At 65.2% G+C, this 15,075-nt stretch carries 15 protein-coding genes; 12 read left to right on the plus strand and 3 right to left on the minus strand.

The genetic code is table 11. The features are described 5' to 3' along the window. Window positions 1-301: 301 nt before the first annotated feature. From gph to trpC, 8 genes are all read left to right on the plus strand, one after another. Window positions 302-1,012: a phosphoglycolate phosphatase gene (gene gph / locus DCO45_RS13270; RefSeq protein ID WP_116926287.1), complete on the plus strand. Its 711-nt coding sequence runs from the start codon at window positions 302-304 to the stop codon at window positions 1,010-1,012. 40 nt (window positions 1,013-1,052) lie between these two features. Then, window positions 1,053-1,463 (plus strand): adenosylmethionine decarboxylase, encoded by a 411-nt coding sequence (gene speD / locus DCO45_RS13275; RefSeq protein WP_116926288.1) that lies wholly within the window; start codon window positions 1,053-1,055, stop codon window positions 1,461-1,463. Between the two features lie 292 nt (window positions 1,464-1,755). After that, complete coding sequence (gene trpE, locus DCO45_RS13280; RefSeq protein ID WP_116926289.1) at window positions 1,756-3,255, plus strand: anthranilate synthase component I; 1,500 nt, start codon at window positions 1,756-1,758, stop codon at window positions 3,253-3,255. After that, on the plus strand, window positions 3,252-3,581 hold the full coding sequence (locus DCO45_RS13285) for a chorismate mutase (RefSeq protein WP_116926290.1): 330 nt from the start codon (window positions 3,252-3,254) through the stop codon (window positions 3,579-3,581). The genes trpE and DCO45_RS13285 overlap by 4 nt, the downstream gene beginning before the upstream one ends. Before the next feature lie 2 nt (window positions 3,582-3,583). Next, entirely contained in the window at window positions 3,584-4,156 is a 573-nt protein-coding gene (locus tag DCO45_RS13290) for an aminodeoxychorismate/anthranilate synthase component II (protein WP_116926291.1), read from the plus strand. Beyond that, window positions 4,156-4,815, plus strand: a complete 660-nt coding sequence (locus DCO45_RS13295) for a LysE family translocator (RefSeq protein WP_116926292.1) — start codon at window positions 4,156-4,158, stop codon at window positions 4,813-4,815. The genes DCO45_RS13290 and DCO45_RS13295 overlap by 1 nt, the downstream gene beginning before the upstream one ends. A gap of 28 nt (window positions 4,816-4,843) precedes the next feature. Then, window positions 4,844-5,875: an anthranilate phosphoribosyltransferase gene (gene trpD / locus DCO45_RS13300; protein ID WP_116926293.1), complete on the plus strand. Its 1,032-nt coding sequence runs from the start codon at window positions 4,844-4,846 to the stop codon at window positions 5,873-5,875. A gap of 26 nt (window positions 5,876-5,901) precedes the next feature. Beyond that, window positions 5,902-6,702 carry an indole-3-glycerol phosphate synthase TrpC gene (trpC, locus tag DCO45_RS13305; RefSeq protein WP_116926294.1) on the plus strand — a complete coding sequence of 267 codons (801 nt, stop codon included), beginning with the start codon at window positions 5,902-5,904 and terminating at the stop codon, window positions 6,700-6,702. A gap of 33 nt (window positions 6,703-6,735) precedes the next feature. Here the strand turns inward: trpC and DCO45_RS13310 are convergent, their stop codons facing one another. Next, a complete protein-coding gene (locus DCO45_RS13310) occupies window positions 6,736-7,137 on the minus strand; it encodes a DUF5329 domain-containing protein (protein ID WP_116926295.1) in 402 nt (133 codons plus the stop codon). A gap of 174 nt (window positions 7,138-7,311) precedes the next feature. On the opposite strand from DCO45_RS13310, the gene DCO45_RS13315 reads away from it, so the two are divergent. Beyond that, window positions 7,312-9,093 carry an enterochelin esterase domain-containing protein gene (locus tag DCO45_RS13315; RefSeq protein WP_116926296.1) on the plus strand — a complete coding sequence of 594 codons (1,782 nt, stop codon included), beginning with the start codon at window positions 7,312-7,314 and terminating at the stop codon, window positions 9,091-9,093. A gap of 35 nt (window positions 9,094-9,128) precedes the next feature. Beyond that, entirely contained in the window at window positions 9,129-9,821 is a 693-nt protein-coding gene (locus DCO45_RS13320) for a uracil-DNA glycosylase (RefSeq protein WP_116926394.1), read from the plus strand. Between the two features lie 9 nt (window positions 9,822-9,830). Here the strand turns inward: DCO45_RS13320 and DCO45_RS13325 are convergent, their stop codons facing one another. Next, window positions 9,831-10,760: a LysR family transcriptional regulator gene (locus DCO45_RS13325; RefSeq protein WP_116926395.1), complete on the minus strand. Its 930-nt coding sequence runs from the start codon at window positions 10,758-10,760 to the stop codon at window positions 9,831-9,833. A 237-nt stretch (window positions 10,761-10,997) separates the two neighbouring features. Here DCO45_RS13325 and DCO45_RS13330 point away from each other — a divergent pair, with 237 nt between their 5' ends. After that, window positions 10,998-12,017, plus strand: coding sequence for a tripartite tricarboxylate transporter substrate binding protein (locus DCO45_RS13330; RefSeq protein ID WP_232539461.1), 1,020 nt, complete (start codon window positions 10,998-11,000; stop codon window positions 12,015-12,017). Between the two features lie 74 nt (window positions 12,018-12,091). Further along, complete coding sequence (locus DCO45_RS13335; protein WP_116926298.1) at window positions 12,092-13,693, plus strand: gamma-glutamyltransferase family protein; 1,602 nt, start codon at window positions 12,092-12,094, stop codon at window positions 13,691-13,693. An 83-nt stretch (window positions 13,694-13,776) separates the two neighbouring features. Here DCO45_RS13335 and DCO45_RS13340 read toward each other — a convergent pair whose 3' ends face one another. Then, entirely contained in the window at window positions 13,777-14,628 is an 852-nt protein-coding gene (locus DCO45_RS13340; protein ID WP_243419345.1) for a DMT family transporter, read from the minus strand. Window positions 14,629-15,075 lie beyond the last annotated feature (447 nt).

Genomic DNA, 15,075 nt, shown 5'->3' on the forward strand with positions numbered 1-15,075 from the left:
TACTTATTGCGTGTCGCTGGAATAACCTGTGTTCACGGGTGTTCGGTAAGGGGGCAAACCGAATGCGGATCCGCTGCTTGACTGAGAACCCGGCCGTCCTTGGGTGAGCCCTAGGGGCCTTCCATTGGGTATATAGCTTTGGAAGCCATTCTAGGGAGCGAGGCTCGCTTAAGGGGTGTATTCTGGCGAGCGGATGATTTGGGCAGATAAGTGGTAAGTTTGGAGTCCGCTATGTGCGAGGTTTGGTGGGCCCAACGCAAGCCAGAGGACAAGAGCCTGCTCAACGTTGAATGAATTTGTAATGACTGAAGTGAACAAAATCCTGCAGCGCTGCGAAGCCGTCATCGTCGACCTCGACGGCACCATGGTCGACACCATGGGGGACTTTGTGGAGGCGCTCAACCGCATGCTGGCCGATCTGCAGCTGCCGGCGATTGATGTGCAGACCATTGAGCCCATGGTGGGCAAGGGCTCGGAGCATTTGCTGCGGGCGGTGTTGACCCATGTGCTGGCCCAGGTGCACCCACTGGTCGGCCAGCCGGTGCCGGCCACCGAGATCGACAACCGCTATGCGCAGGCCTGGGAGCGCTACCAGCACCACTACCTGGCCATCAATGGCCGCTTCTCCCGCGTGTATGACGGGGTGGAGAAGGGGCTGGCGCAATGGCGCGCCAAGGGGCTGAAGATGGCCTGCCTGACCAACAAGCCGCTGTCCTTTGCCGAGCCGCTGCTGCGCGCCAAGGGGCTGCGCGACTATTTTGACCATGTGTTTGGCGGCGATTCCTTTGAGCGCAAGAAGCCCGATCCGCTGCCGCTGCTCAAGACCTGCGAGGCGCTGGGCAGCAAGCCGGCACTGACCTTGATGGTGGGTGACAGCAGCAACGACGCCGAGGCGGCGCACAACGCGGGCTGCCCGGTGGTGCTGGTGAGCTACGGCTACAACCATGGCCAGCCGATCCGCCAGGTGGCGGCGACCGGCTATGTCGATGCGCTCAGCGAGCTGCAGGCCTGAGGCGCCGCGCCGCCCAGACCGGTACTGAGAAGAGCAAGACGTGGACGGACTGCATTTGACCGCCGACCTGTACGACTGCCAGTGCCCTGCGGCCTGGCTGGTCGATGCGCAGGCGCTCGCTGCGCTGTGCACCCAGGCAGTGGCCGATGCGGGGTTGACGCGCATGCATGACAGCTGGGTGCCGTTTCCCAGCCACAACGGCCAGCCCGGCGGCGTCACTGGCGTGGTGCTGCTGGCCGAGTCGCATGTGGCGATCCACACCTGGCCGGAGCTGGGCCATGTCACGCTCGATGTCTATGTCTGCAATTTCTCCGGCGATAACTCGGCCAAGGCGCAGCAGGTCGTCGATACCTTGGTGGGCGCGTTGCAGCCCACGCGCTGCCAGCACCAGCGGCTGCAGCGAGGCAGTCTGCAGGCCAGCGGCGGGGCAACTGCGGGCTTGCCGCGCTGAAATCCTCCGTTTTCTGGTTAATCCCCGGTTTTCTGGTTTTTACACCGTCGTTTGCGGATTCGTTTGCTACACTAGGCGCCATGTTCATCCATCATGCAGTCATTACAGGTCGTTCCGACCGGGGAGCTTGGCCCTGGCGTAAGCCTGTATCTATGACTGTTTGACTGCCGCTGGGTAACACGCCCCAGCGTGCGCCCGAGGGCTGGTTGCAAGACCAGTCCACCAAAGATGAACTGCAGCGCACGATACGCACACATCCAGCGTGCGCTGCTCAAGCTGGGGATGGTTCTTCGTGATCACCGAACTCGAATTCAAAAGTCTGGCCAACCAAGGCTACAACCGCATTCCTCTCGTCGCAGAAGCGTTTGCGGATCTGGAAACCCCTCTCTCCCTGTACCTCAAGCTCTGCCACACGCATGACGATGGCAAGCACAGCTTTTTGCTCGAATCCGTCGTTGGCGGCGAGCGTTTTGGCCGTTACAGCTTTATCGGCCTGCCCGCCCGCAGCCTGCTGCGCGCCAGCGGCTTTGGCGCCGATGCCCGCACCGAGATCGTGACCGATGGCCAGGTGGTCGAGACCCATGCGGGCAATCCGCTGGATTTCATTGCCGACTACCAAAAGCGCTTCAAGGTCGCGCTGTCGCCCGGCCTGCCGCGCTTTTGCGGCGGCTTGGCCGGCTATTTCGGCTATGACGCGGTGCGCTACATCGAGAAAAAGCTCGAGAACAGCTGCCCGCCCGACAGCCTGGGCACGCCCGACATCCTGCTGCTGCAGTGCGAAGAAGTCGCCGTCATCGACAACCTCTCGGGCAAGCTCTACCTGATCGTCTACGCCAACCCGGCCGAGGCCGAGGCCTATTCCAAGGCCAAGAAGCGCGTGCGCCAGCTCAAGGAGCAGCTGCGCTACTCGGTCAGCGTGCCGCAGATCAAGGCTGGCGACAGCTACCCGTCCGAGCGCAGCTTTGCGAAAGCCGATTACCTCAAGGCTGTGCTGGAGGCCAAGGAGATGATTGCCGCGGGCGACTTCATGCAGGTGCAGGTGGGCCAGCGCATCCAGAAGCGCTATACCGAAAACCCGCTGTCGCTGTACCGCGCGCTGCGCTCGCTCAACCCCAGCCCCTATATGTACTACTACCACTTTGGCGATTTCCAGGTGGTGGGGGCCAGCCCCGAGATTCTGGTGCGCCAGGAGCAGGTCGAAGAAGGGCAGAAGATCACCATCCGCCCGCTGGCCGGCACCCGGCCGCGCGCGGCCACGCCAGAGAAAGACAAGGCCACCGAGCAGGAGCTGGTGAACGACCCCAAGGAACGCGCCGAGCATGTGATGCTGATCGACCTGGCGCGCAACGATATCGGCCGCATTGCCAAGACCGGCTCGGTCAAGGTGACCGAGGCCTTTGCGGTCGAACGCTACAGCCATGTGATGCACATCGTCAGCAATGTCGAGGGCATTTTGAAAGACGGCATGACCAGCATGGATGTGCTCAAGGCCACCTTCCCAGCTGGCACCCTGTCGGGCGCGCCCAAGGTGCATGCGATGGAGGTGATCGACCAGCTCGAACCGGTCAAGCGCGGCATCTATGGCGGCGCCTGCGGTTACCTGAGCTTTGCTGGCGACATGGACTTGGCCATTGCGATCCGCACCGGGGTCATCAAGGACGGCATGCTCTATGTGCAGGCAGCGGCCGGCGTGGTCGCCGACTCGGTGCCCGAGCTGGAGTGGAAAGAGACTGAACACAAGGCACGCGCACTGTTGCGTGCCGCTGAACTCGTTGAGGAAGGACTGGAATGACCCGCGCTATCGACAAAGTAGAAGACTGCAACACCATGGCCGATGTGCGCCGCAACGTGAATGCGCTCGACGACATCCTGGTGCCTTTGCTGGTGGAGCGCGGCGGCTACATGACCCAGGCCGCCAAGGTCAAGAACAACCCCGAGCTGGTGCGCGATGAAGAGCGCATCGAAACCATCGTTGCCCGCGTGCGTGAACGCGCAGCACTCGAAGGCGGCCAGCCCGATGTGATCGAGGCCATCTACCGCGCGATGATGGAGGCCTACATCGCCTACGAGCACCGCGAACTCGCCCGCCTGCAGGCGGGCGGCAAACCCCGGGAGTGACGATGAAAAAACTGTTGATGGTCGATAACTACGACAGCTTCACCTACAACATCGTGCAGTACTTCGGTGAGTTGGGGGTCGAGGTCGTCGTGGTGCGCAATGACGAGACCTCGCTCGAGGCCATCGCTGCCCACCAGCCCGATTGGCTGGTCATCTCGCCCGGGCCCTGCTCGCCGGCCGAAGCCGGTATCTCCATCGAGGCGATCCAGCACTTTGCCGGCAAGCTGCCGATTTTGGGCGTGTGCCTGGGCCACCAGGCCATTGGCGCGGCCTTTGGTGGCAAGGTGGTGCGGGCCGTGCAGCAAATGCATGGCAAGACCAGCGTGATCACGACCACGCAAGCCGGTGTGTTTGCCGATCTGCCTGCGCAATTCACCGTCAACCGCTACCACTCGCTGGTGATCGAGCGCAGCAGCTGCCCCGATTGCCTGGAGGTGACTGCCACCAGTGAAGACGGCGAAATCCAGGGCGTGCGCCACAAGAGCCTGCCGATCCAGGGCGTGCAGTTCCACCCCGAGAGCATCCTCACTGAGCATGGCCACGCGATGCTGAAGAACTTTCTGGAGCAGCGCTGATGATCGAGCTGCACCAGTTGCTGATGTTCATGGCAGCTGGCTGGCTGCTCAACCTCACCCCAGGGCCGGACGTGTTCTACATGCTCAGCCATGCGGCGCGCCAGGGCTGGCGTGCCGGCCTGGTGGCCAGCGCCGGCATCACCGCCGGCTGCATGGTGCATGTGGCGGCCGCTGCGCTGGGCGTTGGTGCTTTGCTGGCGGCATCAGCCACCGCTTTTGGCGTGCTCAAGTGGCTGGGCGCGGCCTATCTGCTGTGGATGGGCGTGCAGATGCTGCGCAGCAAAAGCAATAGCAAGCTGGTGGCACCTGCCGGTACGGAGCCGGGCTTGTCTGAGCCCGATACCAGCCTGGCGCGCATCTTCTGGGGCGGCTTCTGGACCAATGTGCTCAACCCCAAGGTCGCAATCTTCTTTCTGGCCTTTATTCCACAGTTCATCGCCGTTGACTATGCCCACAAGAGTCTGGCCTTTGCCGCGCTGGGCCTGCTTTTCAACCTCAACGCCATACCTGTCAATGTGCTTTGGGTGGGGATGGGCGCTGGCATGGCGCGGCGCGCGGGCTGGCTGCGCCAGCGGCTGCACTGGCTCGACCGCGTGGCGGGCGCCATGTTCATTGGCTTTGGCCTCAAGCTGGCTCTGAGCGACAAGCCCGGCGCCTGACCTTCCCCCAAATACAGCGAGAACCTCCATGTCGATTACCCCCCAAGAAGCGCTGCAGCGCACCATCGAGCACCGCGAAATCTTCCACGACGAGATGCTGCACCTGATGCGCATCATCATGCAGGGCGAACTCTCCCCGGTGATGACCGCCGCCATCCTGACGGGCCTGCGCGTCAAGAAGGAAACCATTGGCGAGATCAGCGCCGCCGCCCAGGTGATGCGCGAGTTCTCCAACAAGGTGCATGTCGCTGATCGCCAGCACCTGGTCGACATCGTCGGCACCGGTGGCGATGGCGCCAATACCTTCAACATCTCGACCTGCTCGGTGTTTGTGATTGCCGCGGCTGGCGGCAAGGTCAGCAAGCATGGCGGGCGCAGTGTCTCCAGCAAATCGGGCAGTGCCGATGCGATGGAAGCGCTGGGCGTCAATATCCAGCTGAGCCCCGAGCAGATCGCCCAGAGCATTGCCGAGGTGGGCATCGGCTTCATGTTTGCGCCCAACCACCACCCGGCGATGAAGAACGTGGCCCCGGTGCGCAAGGAGCTGGGCGTGCGCACCATCTTCAATATCCTGGGCCCCTTGACCAACCCGGCCGGCGCACCCAATATCCTGATGGGCGTCTTCCATGAGGACCTCGTCGGTATCCAGGTGCGTGCGCTGCAGCGCCTGGGCGCCGAGCATGCGCTGGTGGTCTATGGCCGCGATGGCCTCGACGAAATCAGCCTGGGTGCCAGCACGCTGGTGGGCGAGCTCAAGGACGGCGTGGTGCGCGAGTACCAGATCCATCCGGAAGACTTTGGTATCCAGATGGTGGGTACCCGCGCCTTCCGCGTGGACAATGCCGAGCAGTCCAAGGCCATGCTGATGGGTATTTTGCAAGGCGAGCTGGGCCCCGCCCGCGATATCGTCTGCCTCAATGCCGGCGCGGCGCTCTATGCGGCCAATGTGGCCAGTTCGATCGAAGATGGCCTGCAGCGCGCCCGCGCCGCCATCGACAGCGGTGCGGCCCTGCAAAAACTGCAGGACTTGGTGGCGCTGACGCGCCAACTGGCCGCCTGAGCGGGCCGCCCTACACTAGGAAAACCATGTCCGATATTCTCAAAACCATCTGCGACGCCAAGCTTATCGAAGTGGCCGACGCCAAGAAGCGCATCCCCTTCGAGGCCATGCGCCGCGACGCCGAAAGCCGTGTGCTGACCCGTGACTTTGTCGGCGCGCTGCGCGCCAAGATTGCGCAAGGCCAGGCTGCCGTGATCGCCGAGGTGAAAAAGGCCAGCCCCAGCAAGGGCGTGATCCGTGCCGACTTTGACCCCGCCGACATTGCCCAGAGCTATATGGTGGGCGATGGCAAGACCAGTGCCGCCTGCCTGTCGGTGCTGACGGACCGCCAGTTCTTCCAGGGCGAGCCTGATTTTCTCAAGCAGGCGCGCGCCAGCACCTTGCTGCCGGTGCTGCGCAAGGATTTCATGGTCGATCCCTACCAGATCTATGAATCGCGCGCGATGGGCGCCGACTGCGTGCTGCTGATCGCCGCCTGCCTGGACGACGCCCAGATGGCCGAGATGGAGCAGATCGCGCGCAGCCTGGACATGGCCGTGCTGGTCGAGGTGCATGACGGCGCCGAGCTGGCGCGTGCGCTCAAGCTCAAGACGCCGCTGATCGGTATCAACAACCGCAACCTGCGCACGTTTGAAGTCAGCATCCAGACCACCCTGGATCTGAAAAAGCAGGTGCCTGCCGACCGCCTGCTGGTGACCGAGTCGGGCATTGCCAGCCCGGGCGATGTCAAGACCCTGCGCGATGCCGGCATCCACGCTTTCCTGGTGGGCGAGGCCTTTATGCGCGCCGATGAGCCGGGCGACGCACTGGCCAAGCTGTTCGCCTAAAGCAGCCCACCCACCAGTAGCGGTGCAAGGCCGCTACCGGGCTGCGCGTGTTTTGGCCAGCTGGGCCTCAAACCAGCGCTGGCTGTGCGTTTCAGGCTGGCCGGGGCAACGCACCAGATAGGGCTTGCCCGACATGCTGCTTTGGCTGGCCGCACGCGCAATAAAGTCCTCGGCCGTGGGCGCCAATGCTCTTTTTTGCAGGTAGCTGTACTTGCGCTGCAAATGCGCGCTGGCCTCGCTGGCGCTGTACCACTGGCCATTGCGGGCAAATTCACAGCCCGACTGCTGCAGCGCTTTGAACAGCGATTGAATCTCCCGCTCGGTGGTGGTGGTGGTGGTGTTTGCGCTGCTGCCGGTCTGCGCGCCAGCTGCCAGGCTGAGCAACAAACAGGCAGCGGCCAGGGCCTGGGCCCATGGGTTTTGTCGGTGGGGCATAGCTTGTCGTGTAGTTCGGTGGGTCGGCCAGCGCTGGCGCTGTGCTAGTATCAATTGAGAATAATTCCCATTTCTAAATTTCAGGCTATGGGTTTTGTGCGTAGCTCCCCATTCCCACCCGGCTAGCGGCCCCTGCCCAGCAAGGGGCGCCAGCCTGTTTGCCATTGTTTGTCCATGAGTATCCATGATCGCCATGTCCCCCCAGCGCCCAGCGCCTTTGGTCCTCCACCGTCTCGTCTGCGCGGGCTCGCTGCCCATGCAGCGCTGGGGCTGATCGTGCTGGGCGGATGCACCAGCATGCCGGCGCCAGTTCCGCCTGCGCAGCCCCTGGCTGTCGGGCAAACGGTGCAAGGCCAGCTGGCCCCCGGCGCCCAGCAGCGCTGGCAGCTCGATGCCCGGCAGGTGCCCGCCGGCAGCGTGGTGCGTGCGGAGGTGGACGGCAGCGGTGTGCAGCTGGATCTGCAAGATGCGGCAGGCCGGCATCTGCGGCGCCTGCTGCGCAGCGATGGGGTGGGGGAGGGCGTCTCCTGGCAGGCCCAGGCGGGTGAGCAACTGGTGCTGCACTGGAATGCCCAGCCGGCCATCGCCTACGCCAGCGGCGGCGCAGGGGCAGGCCAGCTGCCGGCGCAGGCCACTGCAGGCCATTACCGCATAGAGATCCAGCGCGCCTGGCCCCCGCGCGCTGACCCGTCGGTGGCCTTGCCCAACAAGCCCTTGCAAAGCCCGCGTCTGCAGGCCTTGGCGGGCGATCTGGAGCGCGGTGGCACGAGCGATGCGTTCTGGCAGGAGATGGCCAAGAGCGGCACGCCTTTGGTGGAGCCCTGGAGCGAGAAGGAGCGGCTCGTCACCTTTTTGTGGCGTGGCGCGCAGCACAGCGTGCGCCTGTTTGGCAGCCCCTCGGGCAACCATGAATCGCTGCAGCGCCTGGGCAACTCGGATGTCTGGTGGAGCAGCTTTGTGATGCCCAGCGACGCCCGGCTGAGCTATGGCATGGCGCCCGATGTGCCCAATATCGAAGGCACGGCGATCGAGCAGCGCCGCAGCATTCTGGCCACCTTGCAGCGTGACCCCTTGAACCCGCGCAGCTGGGCTGCTTCGGATGGCGCAGCTGCTGCGGTGGATCGCTACCAGGGCCGCTCGGTGCTGGAGCTGCCCGATGCCCCAGCGCAGCCCTGGTCGCAGCCGGCAAGCACGCCGTTGCCCGGCGATCTGCAGCGCCACTGGCTGCATTCGGCAGCCTTGGGCAATGGCCGTGATGTCTGGATCTACCGCCCTGCTGGCTGGGCCCAGGCCACCCCGGAGCAGCGCGCCTTGCTGGTACTGTTCGATGCCCATGCCTATCTGCGCCAGGTGCCCACGCCGCAGATCACCGAGCGGATGCAGGCGCAGGGCTTGATCCCACCGACGGCGGTGGTGCTGGTGGCCAATGCCAGCAGTGAGCTGCGCAATACCGAGCTGCCGCCCAATCCGGCATTTGCCGATTTCATGGGCTTGCAGCTGATGCCCTGGCTGGCTGAGCAGGGGCTGGACGTGCCAGCGGTTCGCACGGTGATTGCCGGCTCCAGCTATGGCGGTCTGGCGTCGAGCTATATGGCGCTGCGCCACCCGGAGCGCTTTGGCAATGTGCTGAGCCTGTCGGGCTCCTACTGGTGGGCGCCGCAGGCCGAAGCGCCCAATGCGATGGCGCGCTGGTGGGCGGCAGCGCCCCGCAAGGACGTCCGCTTTTACCTGGATGCGGGCCTCTACGAAAGCGCACGCGGCGGCCAAGCTGGCATTCTGGAGACCAGCCGCGAGCTGGGCGATGTGCTGCGGGCCCAGGGCTACCGCGTGACGCAGCGGGAGCACAGCACCGGCCACGACTACGTGCACTGGCAGGGCTCGATCGCCTGCGGTCTGGTGGCGCTGCTCAACCCAGCAGCACTGCCCGCGCAACAAGCCGTCTGCCAAGGGCGATAGTGCAGAGGCGCCCGCGCAGCGTGCACAATGCGGGCATGCAACTGACATCTGAAGCGCTCCATGACCACCAGGTGGCTGCCGGCTGGCAAGCCACGGTGGACCAATTCTTTGCAAGCCCCAAAGGCCAGCAGCTGTCGCAGTACCTGCAGCAGCGCCTGGACGACGGGGCGGTGGTCTTCCCGCCCGAGCCACTGCGCGCCTTGCGCCTGACCCCGCCCGAGAGCGTGCGCGTGGTGATCCTGGGGCAGGACCCCTACCACGGGCGCGGCCAGGCCGAGGGTCTGGCTTTTTCCGTGGCCCCCGGCGTGCGCCTGCCGCCATCGCTGCAGAACATCTTCAAGGAAATGCAGCGCGACCTGGGCGTGCCGTTCCCGCCTTTCCCCGATCCCGGTGGCAGCCTGGTCAAATGGGCCACCCATGGCGTGCTGCTGCTCAACACCTGTTTGACGGTGGAAGAGGGCCAGGCAGCCAGCCATAGTGGCAAGGGCTGGGAGCTGCTCACCGATGCGCTGATCCGCCAGGTGGCCGAGGGCGACAAGCCGGTGGTCTTCATGCTCTGGGGCAGCCATGCACAAAGCAAGCGCGTGCTGATTCCGCAGGACCGGGGCCATCTGGTGCTGACCAGCAACCACCCCTCGCCCTTGTCAGCGCTGCGCCCGCCGGTGCCGTTTATCGGCAATGGGCACTTCAGCCAGGCGCAGGCGTTTCGCAAGCAGCTGGGTCTGTAAGAACCTGTTTTAGCGCGGGCTCGGCACGGCCTGCAGCTCCTGCACCAGCAGCCCCAAAAAGGCCTGGGCAGCGGCGGGCAGCTGGCGGCCCGCCAAGGTTTGCACCTCGATATCGCGCAGGTCCAGGCCGGCATCGGTCAACGGGCGGGCGACCAGGCTGCCCGCTGCCAGCATATGGCGCACCCCCACTTCGCTGGAGACGGTGACGCCCCCGCCATGCAGCGCGAAATTGAGCAAGGTCTTGGCATGGTTGGTGGTCAGCACCGGGTCCAGCTGCAGGCCCTGGCGGCTGCAGGCCAGGTCGATCATCTGGCGGATCGCCGTCTCGGCCGGCGGCAAGGCGAGCGGATGCCGGGCCAGCTCGGCCAAGGTGAGCGATGCCTGGCGCGCCAGCACATGGCCGGGCGGCAACACGGCCAGCACCGGCGCGCTTTGGCGGTGCACCACGGCAATGTTCTTGAGCGGGGACATGCTGAAGCGCAGACCAATATCGGCCTCGCCGGCGAGCAGCTTGGCCGAGACCTGCAAGGTCGGCACCATGCTCACCTCAAAGCGCAGGCCCGGGTGGCGGCGCGCAAAGGCCACGCAGGCCTGGGGCAGCAGCTCATTGGCAAAGGCGTCCGAGGTGGCGATGCGCACCAGGCCGGCGCGCAAGCTGTCGAGCGCATGGATGGCATCGATGGCCTGCTCGGCATCGAGGCTGATGCGGCGCGCCAGCTCGGCCAGGATCTGACCGGCCGCCGTGGGCTGCATGCCGCGCGCATGGCGCTCGAACAGCGCCGTGCCCAGCTGGGCCTCCAGCCCGCTGATCTGGCGGCTGACGGCCGAGCTGGCCACATGCAGACGCAGCGATGCGGCGCTGACCGAGCCGCACTGCACCACCTCATGGAAGTAGCGAAGGGCAGTGTCCTGCAGATGCGTGGGCGGGCGGTGGGGCATGGTGGTATTGCGCAAAAGAATGGTCTAAGCATAAACCCATTGCCGTATAGGCAAACCTACCTTGCCAAATCGGTGGTGGTGTCTGTTGTCACAGGCTTTTAATATGCAATGCTTCACGCAGGCGCCTTTGCCCCAGCGCGCATGGCACACCCGCCATGGGCGCATAAGAACCGGTTGTTCTGGCCCGCGCCACAAGCGCAGAGTGCTTCGCAGATGTTATGCAACTCGCTCACCACCATGCCAACTACCAATTCTCTTTTCTCTCGCATGCCTGGCCGCCGGCCGATGCTCGCCGGCCTGGTGGCTGGCGCGGCGCTGGCTGTGCTGTCCCCGTTTGCCGCAGCCCAAGGCGGCCCATGGCCTGAGCGCGCGATCCGCGTCATCGTGCCCTTTCCGCCCAGCGGCGCGACCGATCTGGTGGCCCGCGTGGTGGCGCAAAAGGTGTCGCAGGAGCTGGGCCAGTCGCTGGTGATCGACAACCGCCCCGGCGCGGGCGGCACCATCGGCACCGCCGAGGCCGCCAAGGCCAGCGCCGACGGCTACACCCTGCTGTTCACCACCAGCAGCACCCATGCGATCTCGCCGCATCTGATGCCCAAGCTGGCCTACCGCGCGGACAAGGACTTCACCCCGATTGCCCATGTGGCCGATGCCGCCAGCGTGCTGCTGGTGACCAACTCGCTGCCGGTCAAGACCGTGCAGGAGCTGATCAGCTATGCCAAGGCCAACCCCGGCAAGCTGAACTACGCCACCAGCGGCAATGGCACCATCGTGCACCTGAACACCGCTGCCTTTGCAGCCCAGGCGGGCATCACCCTGACCCATGTGCCCTACAAGGGCACGGCCCAGTCGATCAGCGATCTGGCCACCGGCCAGGTGCATCTGCTGTTTGACTCCATCCCCACCGGCATGCCCCATGTGGCCAGCGGCCGCCTGCGTGCGCTGGCGGTGACCAGCGCCGAGCGCACCCAGCTCGCGCCCCAGCTGCCCACGGTGGCCGAATCGGGCCTGCCCGGCTATTCGTCGGTGACCTGGTTTGGCGTCTATGCGCCGGCAGGCCTCAAGCCCGAGCTGACCGCCAAGATCAATGCCGCCTTCAACAAGGCCATGCAAAATCCCGAGGTGGTGGCCAGCCTGGCCAAGCTGGGCGCCGATGTGGCCAAGCCTGGTACGCCTGCGCAGTTTGCGGATCTGGTCAAGGCCGACAGCGCCCGCTGGGCCAAGGTGATCCAGGACAACCACATCACGCTCGAATAAGCCTTGCCACCTCAAGACCGGGGCGGCGGTTGCTGCCCCGGCTGCCATCTCGTTTGCATTCAGAAAGACAAGACATGACCACCGTGAAAGACTGGGCCCAGCCCTATGCCTCGCAGCGCTCGCCCATCCTGGGCCGCAATGTGGTGAGCACCTCGCAACCGCTGGCCGCGCAAGCGGGCCTGCGCATGCTGCAAGCGGGCGGCAATGCGGTGGATGCGGCGCTGGCCGCGGCGATGACCTTGACGGTGGTGGAGCCCACGGGTTGCGGCATTGGCAGCGATGCCTTCGCGATTGTCTGGGACGGCCAGGAGCTGCATGGCCTGAACGCATCGGGCCGCGCGCCAGCGGGCTGGACGCCGGAGTACTTTGACAAGCTCGGCGGTATCCCTGAAAAAGGCTGGAATGCGGTCACCGTGCCCGGTGCGGTCTCGGGCTGGGTGGAGCTGTCCAGACGCTTTGGCAAGCTGCCTTTTGCGCAAGTGGCGCAACCGGCGATCGACTATGCGCGCCATGGCTTTGCGGTGTCGCCGACGATTGCCAAGCTCTGGGCGCTGGGCCTGGCCAAGCTGGGCGACCAGCCCGGTTTCAAGGAATGCTTTGCGCCGGGCGGCCAGGCACCGCAGGCGGGCAACTGGTTCCAGAGCGAGGCGCATGCCCGCACCCTGGAAGAGATTGCCGAGACCCTGGGCGAATCCTTTTACCGGGGTGCGCTGGCGCAAAAGATGGCGGCCCACAGCCAGGCCAACGGCGGCGTGATGACAGCCGAGGACCTGGCCGCCCACCGCTGCGACTGGGTGGGCACGGTGGCCCAGCCCTTTGGCGACTCGGTGGTGCATGAGATCCCGCCCAATGGCCAGGGCATTGCCGCGCTGATTGCGCTGGGCCTGCTCGATGCCATTGGCATTGGCGACCAGCCGCTGGACAGCGCCGAGACCGTGCACCTGCAGATCGAGGCAATGAAGCTGGCGCTGGCCGACCTGGCCCAGTACAACGCCGATATCGACCATATGCGCGTCCACCCCCAGCAAGACCTGCTGAACCCGGCCTACCTGGCCGAACGCGCCCAGCTGATCGACCGCAGCAAGGCCAGCGTTGCCCGCTATGGCGCGCCCAAGCCGGGCGGCACCGTCTACCTGACGGCCTGCGACGAGAGCGGCATGATGGTGTCCTTCATCCAGTCCAACTACATGGGTTTTGGCTCGGGTGTGGTCGTGCCGGGCACCGGCATCAGCCTGCAAAACCGGGGGGCGGGCTTTACCACCGAGGCGGGGCACGCCAACCAGGTGGCGCCGGGCAAGCGCCCCTCGCACACCATCATCCCCGCCTTTGCGATGCATGCCGATGGCTCGCCGCAGATGGCCTTTGGCGTGATGGGCGGCCCGATGCAAAGCCAGGGCCATGTGCAGATGGCCGTGCGCGTGCTGCGCTATGGCCAGAACCCGCAAGCCGCTGCAGACGCACCGCGCTGGCGCGTGACCGGTGGCAACCAGGTCTCCGTCGAGCTGGGCTTTGACCCACAGGTGATTGCCGCGCTGCGTGCGCTGGGCCATGAGGTGACCATCGAAGAAGGCCATGGCGTGTTCGCCTTTGGCGGTGCGCAGCTGATTGTGCGTGAAGGCGGGCACTATGCGGCCGGCTCCGATCCGCGCAAGGACGGCCAGGCGGTCGCCTACTGACGCGCAAGCGGAACCAACACACCCAGGGCGCCACCGAACAGGTTTCGGTGGCGCTTTTTTTCGTCTCTATGTGGCTGCGGGCATTAACGTGATTCGCGCACCGACAGCCAGGCGCTGAGCGCGCCGCCCAGCGCAATCGCGACCATGCCCAGCACCGCCCAGTGGTCGGGGATATGGCCGTACAGCAGCCAACCCGAGAACACGGCAAAGGGGATCTGGCTGTAGAGAAAGGGCGATATCGTGGCCGGCTTGGCATGCTCATAGGCCTTGAGCAGCATCAGGTGGCCAATGGTACTGCCCACACCCATGGCCAGCGCCGCCAGCCACAGGGCGGTGGTGGTCGGCATCTGCCAGAACCAGGGCAGGCTGGCGCTGGTCAGCACCAGCGCCAGCAAGCTGGTGTAGATCTGGGTGGTGACGGGGCGCTCTCTGCCTGCCATCTGGCTGCTGACGATCTGGTAGGCGGTGTTGGCTGCCAGCTGCAGCGCCGGCCAGATAAGTGCGCCGCCGCTGAAATTGGCGCTGCCCGGGCGGATGATGACCACCGTGCCCAGAAAGCCCATGGCCACCAGCACCCAGCGCAGCGGGCTGACGGGCTGCTTGAGCCAGAGCGCTGCTACCAGCGTCATCGCCAGTGGCGTCATCGCGACGACGGCCGTGAACTCAGCCAGCGGCAGGTAGCGCAGACTCATCATTGCGCAGGCATTGCTGCCGCAAAACAGCGCAGCGCGCACCACCTGGAAGCGCGGATGGCTGGTGTGAAACGCTGCACTGCCGTATTGGTAGACGCCCCAGCCGACGGTGAACACCGATTGCAATACATAGCGCAGCCACAGCGCCATCAACAGCGGCAGCAGCGCGCCCGCGTATTTGGAGCCGGTATCGAGCAGGCAGAAACAGGCGCAGGCCAGCACCGTGAGCACAATGCCGGTCAAAGCCGAGCCTTCACCAGGGCGGCGCGGGGGCGGGGTGTGGGTTGTTTCGGGCAGGCGGGCGGCGCTGTCCGCGGCAAGGGCAGGGGGGCTTATCAGGCCTTTGCCGGGTGGGGCAGAGGCAGTGGCAGGGGCTGTCGGGGGAGTCACGCGGGCAGGGGCACCATGCGGCGGCCGGTCTCCTGCGGAGTCGAAGGGCTGGCTTGGTGTGGCTCCATTGTAGAAAGCGGATGTCCGCTGGGGGCCCCGGCGTGGCGCTGTGGCTGCAGTTTTTGCGCCCCACTGTCCGATCAGGGACAGTCCGGCGGCTGCTGGATCGTTCTGCGGGTTTGTACCCGCCTTGAACCGAGGGGAACAAAACAGCGTGTTACCATTCAAATGAGAACGATTCGCAAATGTGTCAGTTGTGTAAAGCCTCCGGGCGCAGCAGCTTGGCAGGCATCAGGCGAT

The sequence above is a fragment of the Comamonas sp. JNW genome, assembly GCF_003105075.1.
GTDB classification, from domain to species: domain Bacteria; phylum Pseudomonadota; class Gammaproteobacteria; order Burkholderiales; family Burkholderiaceae_C; genus Comamonas; species Comamonas squillarum.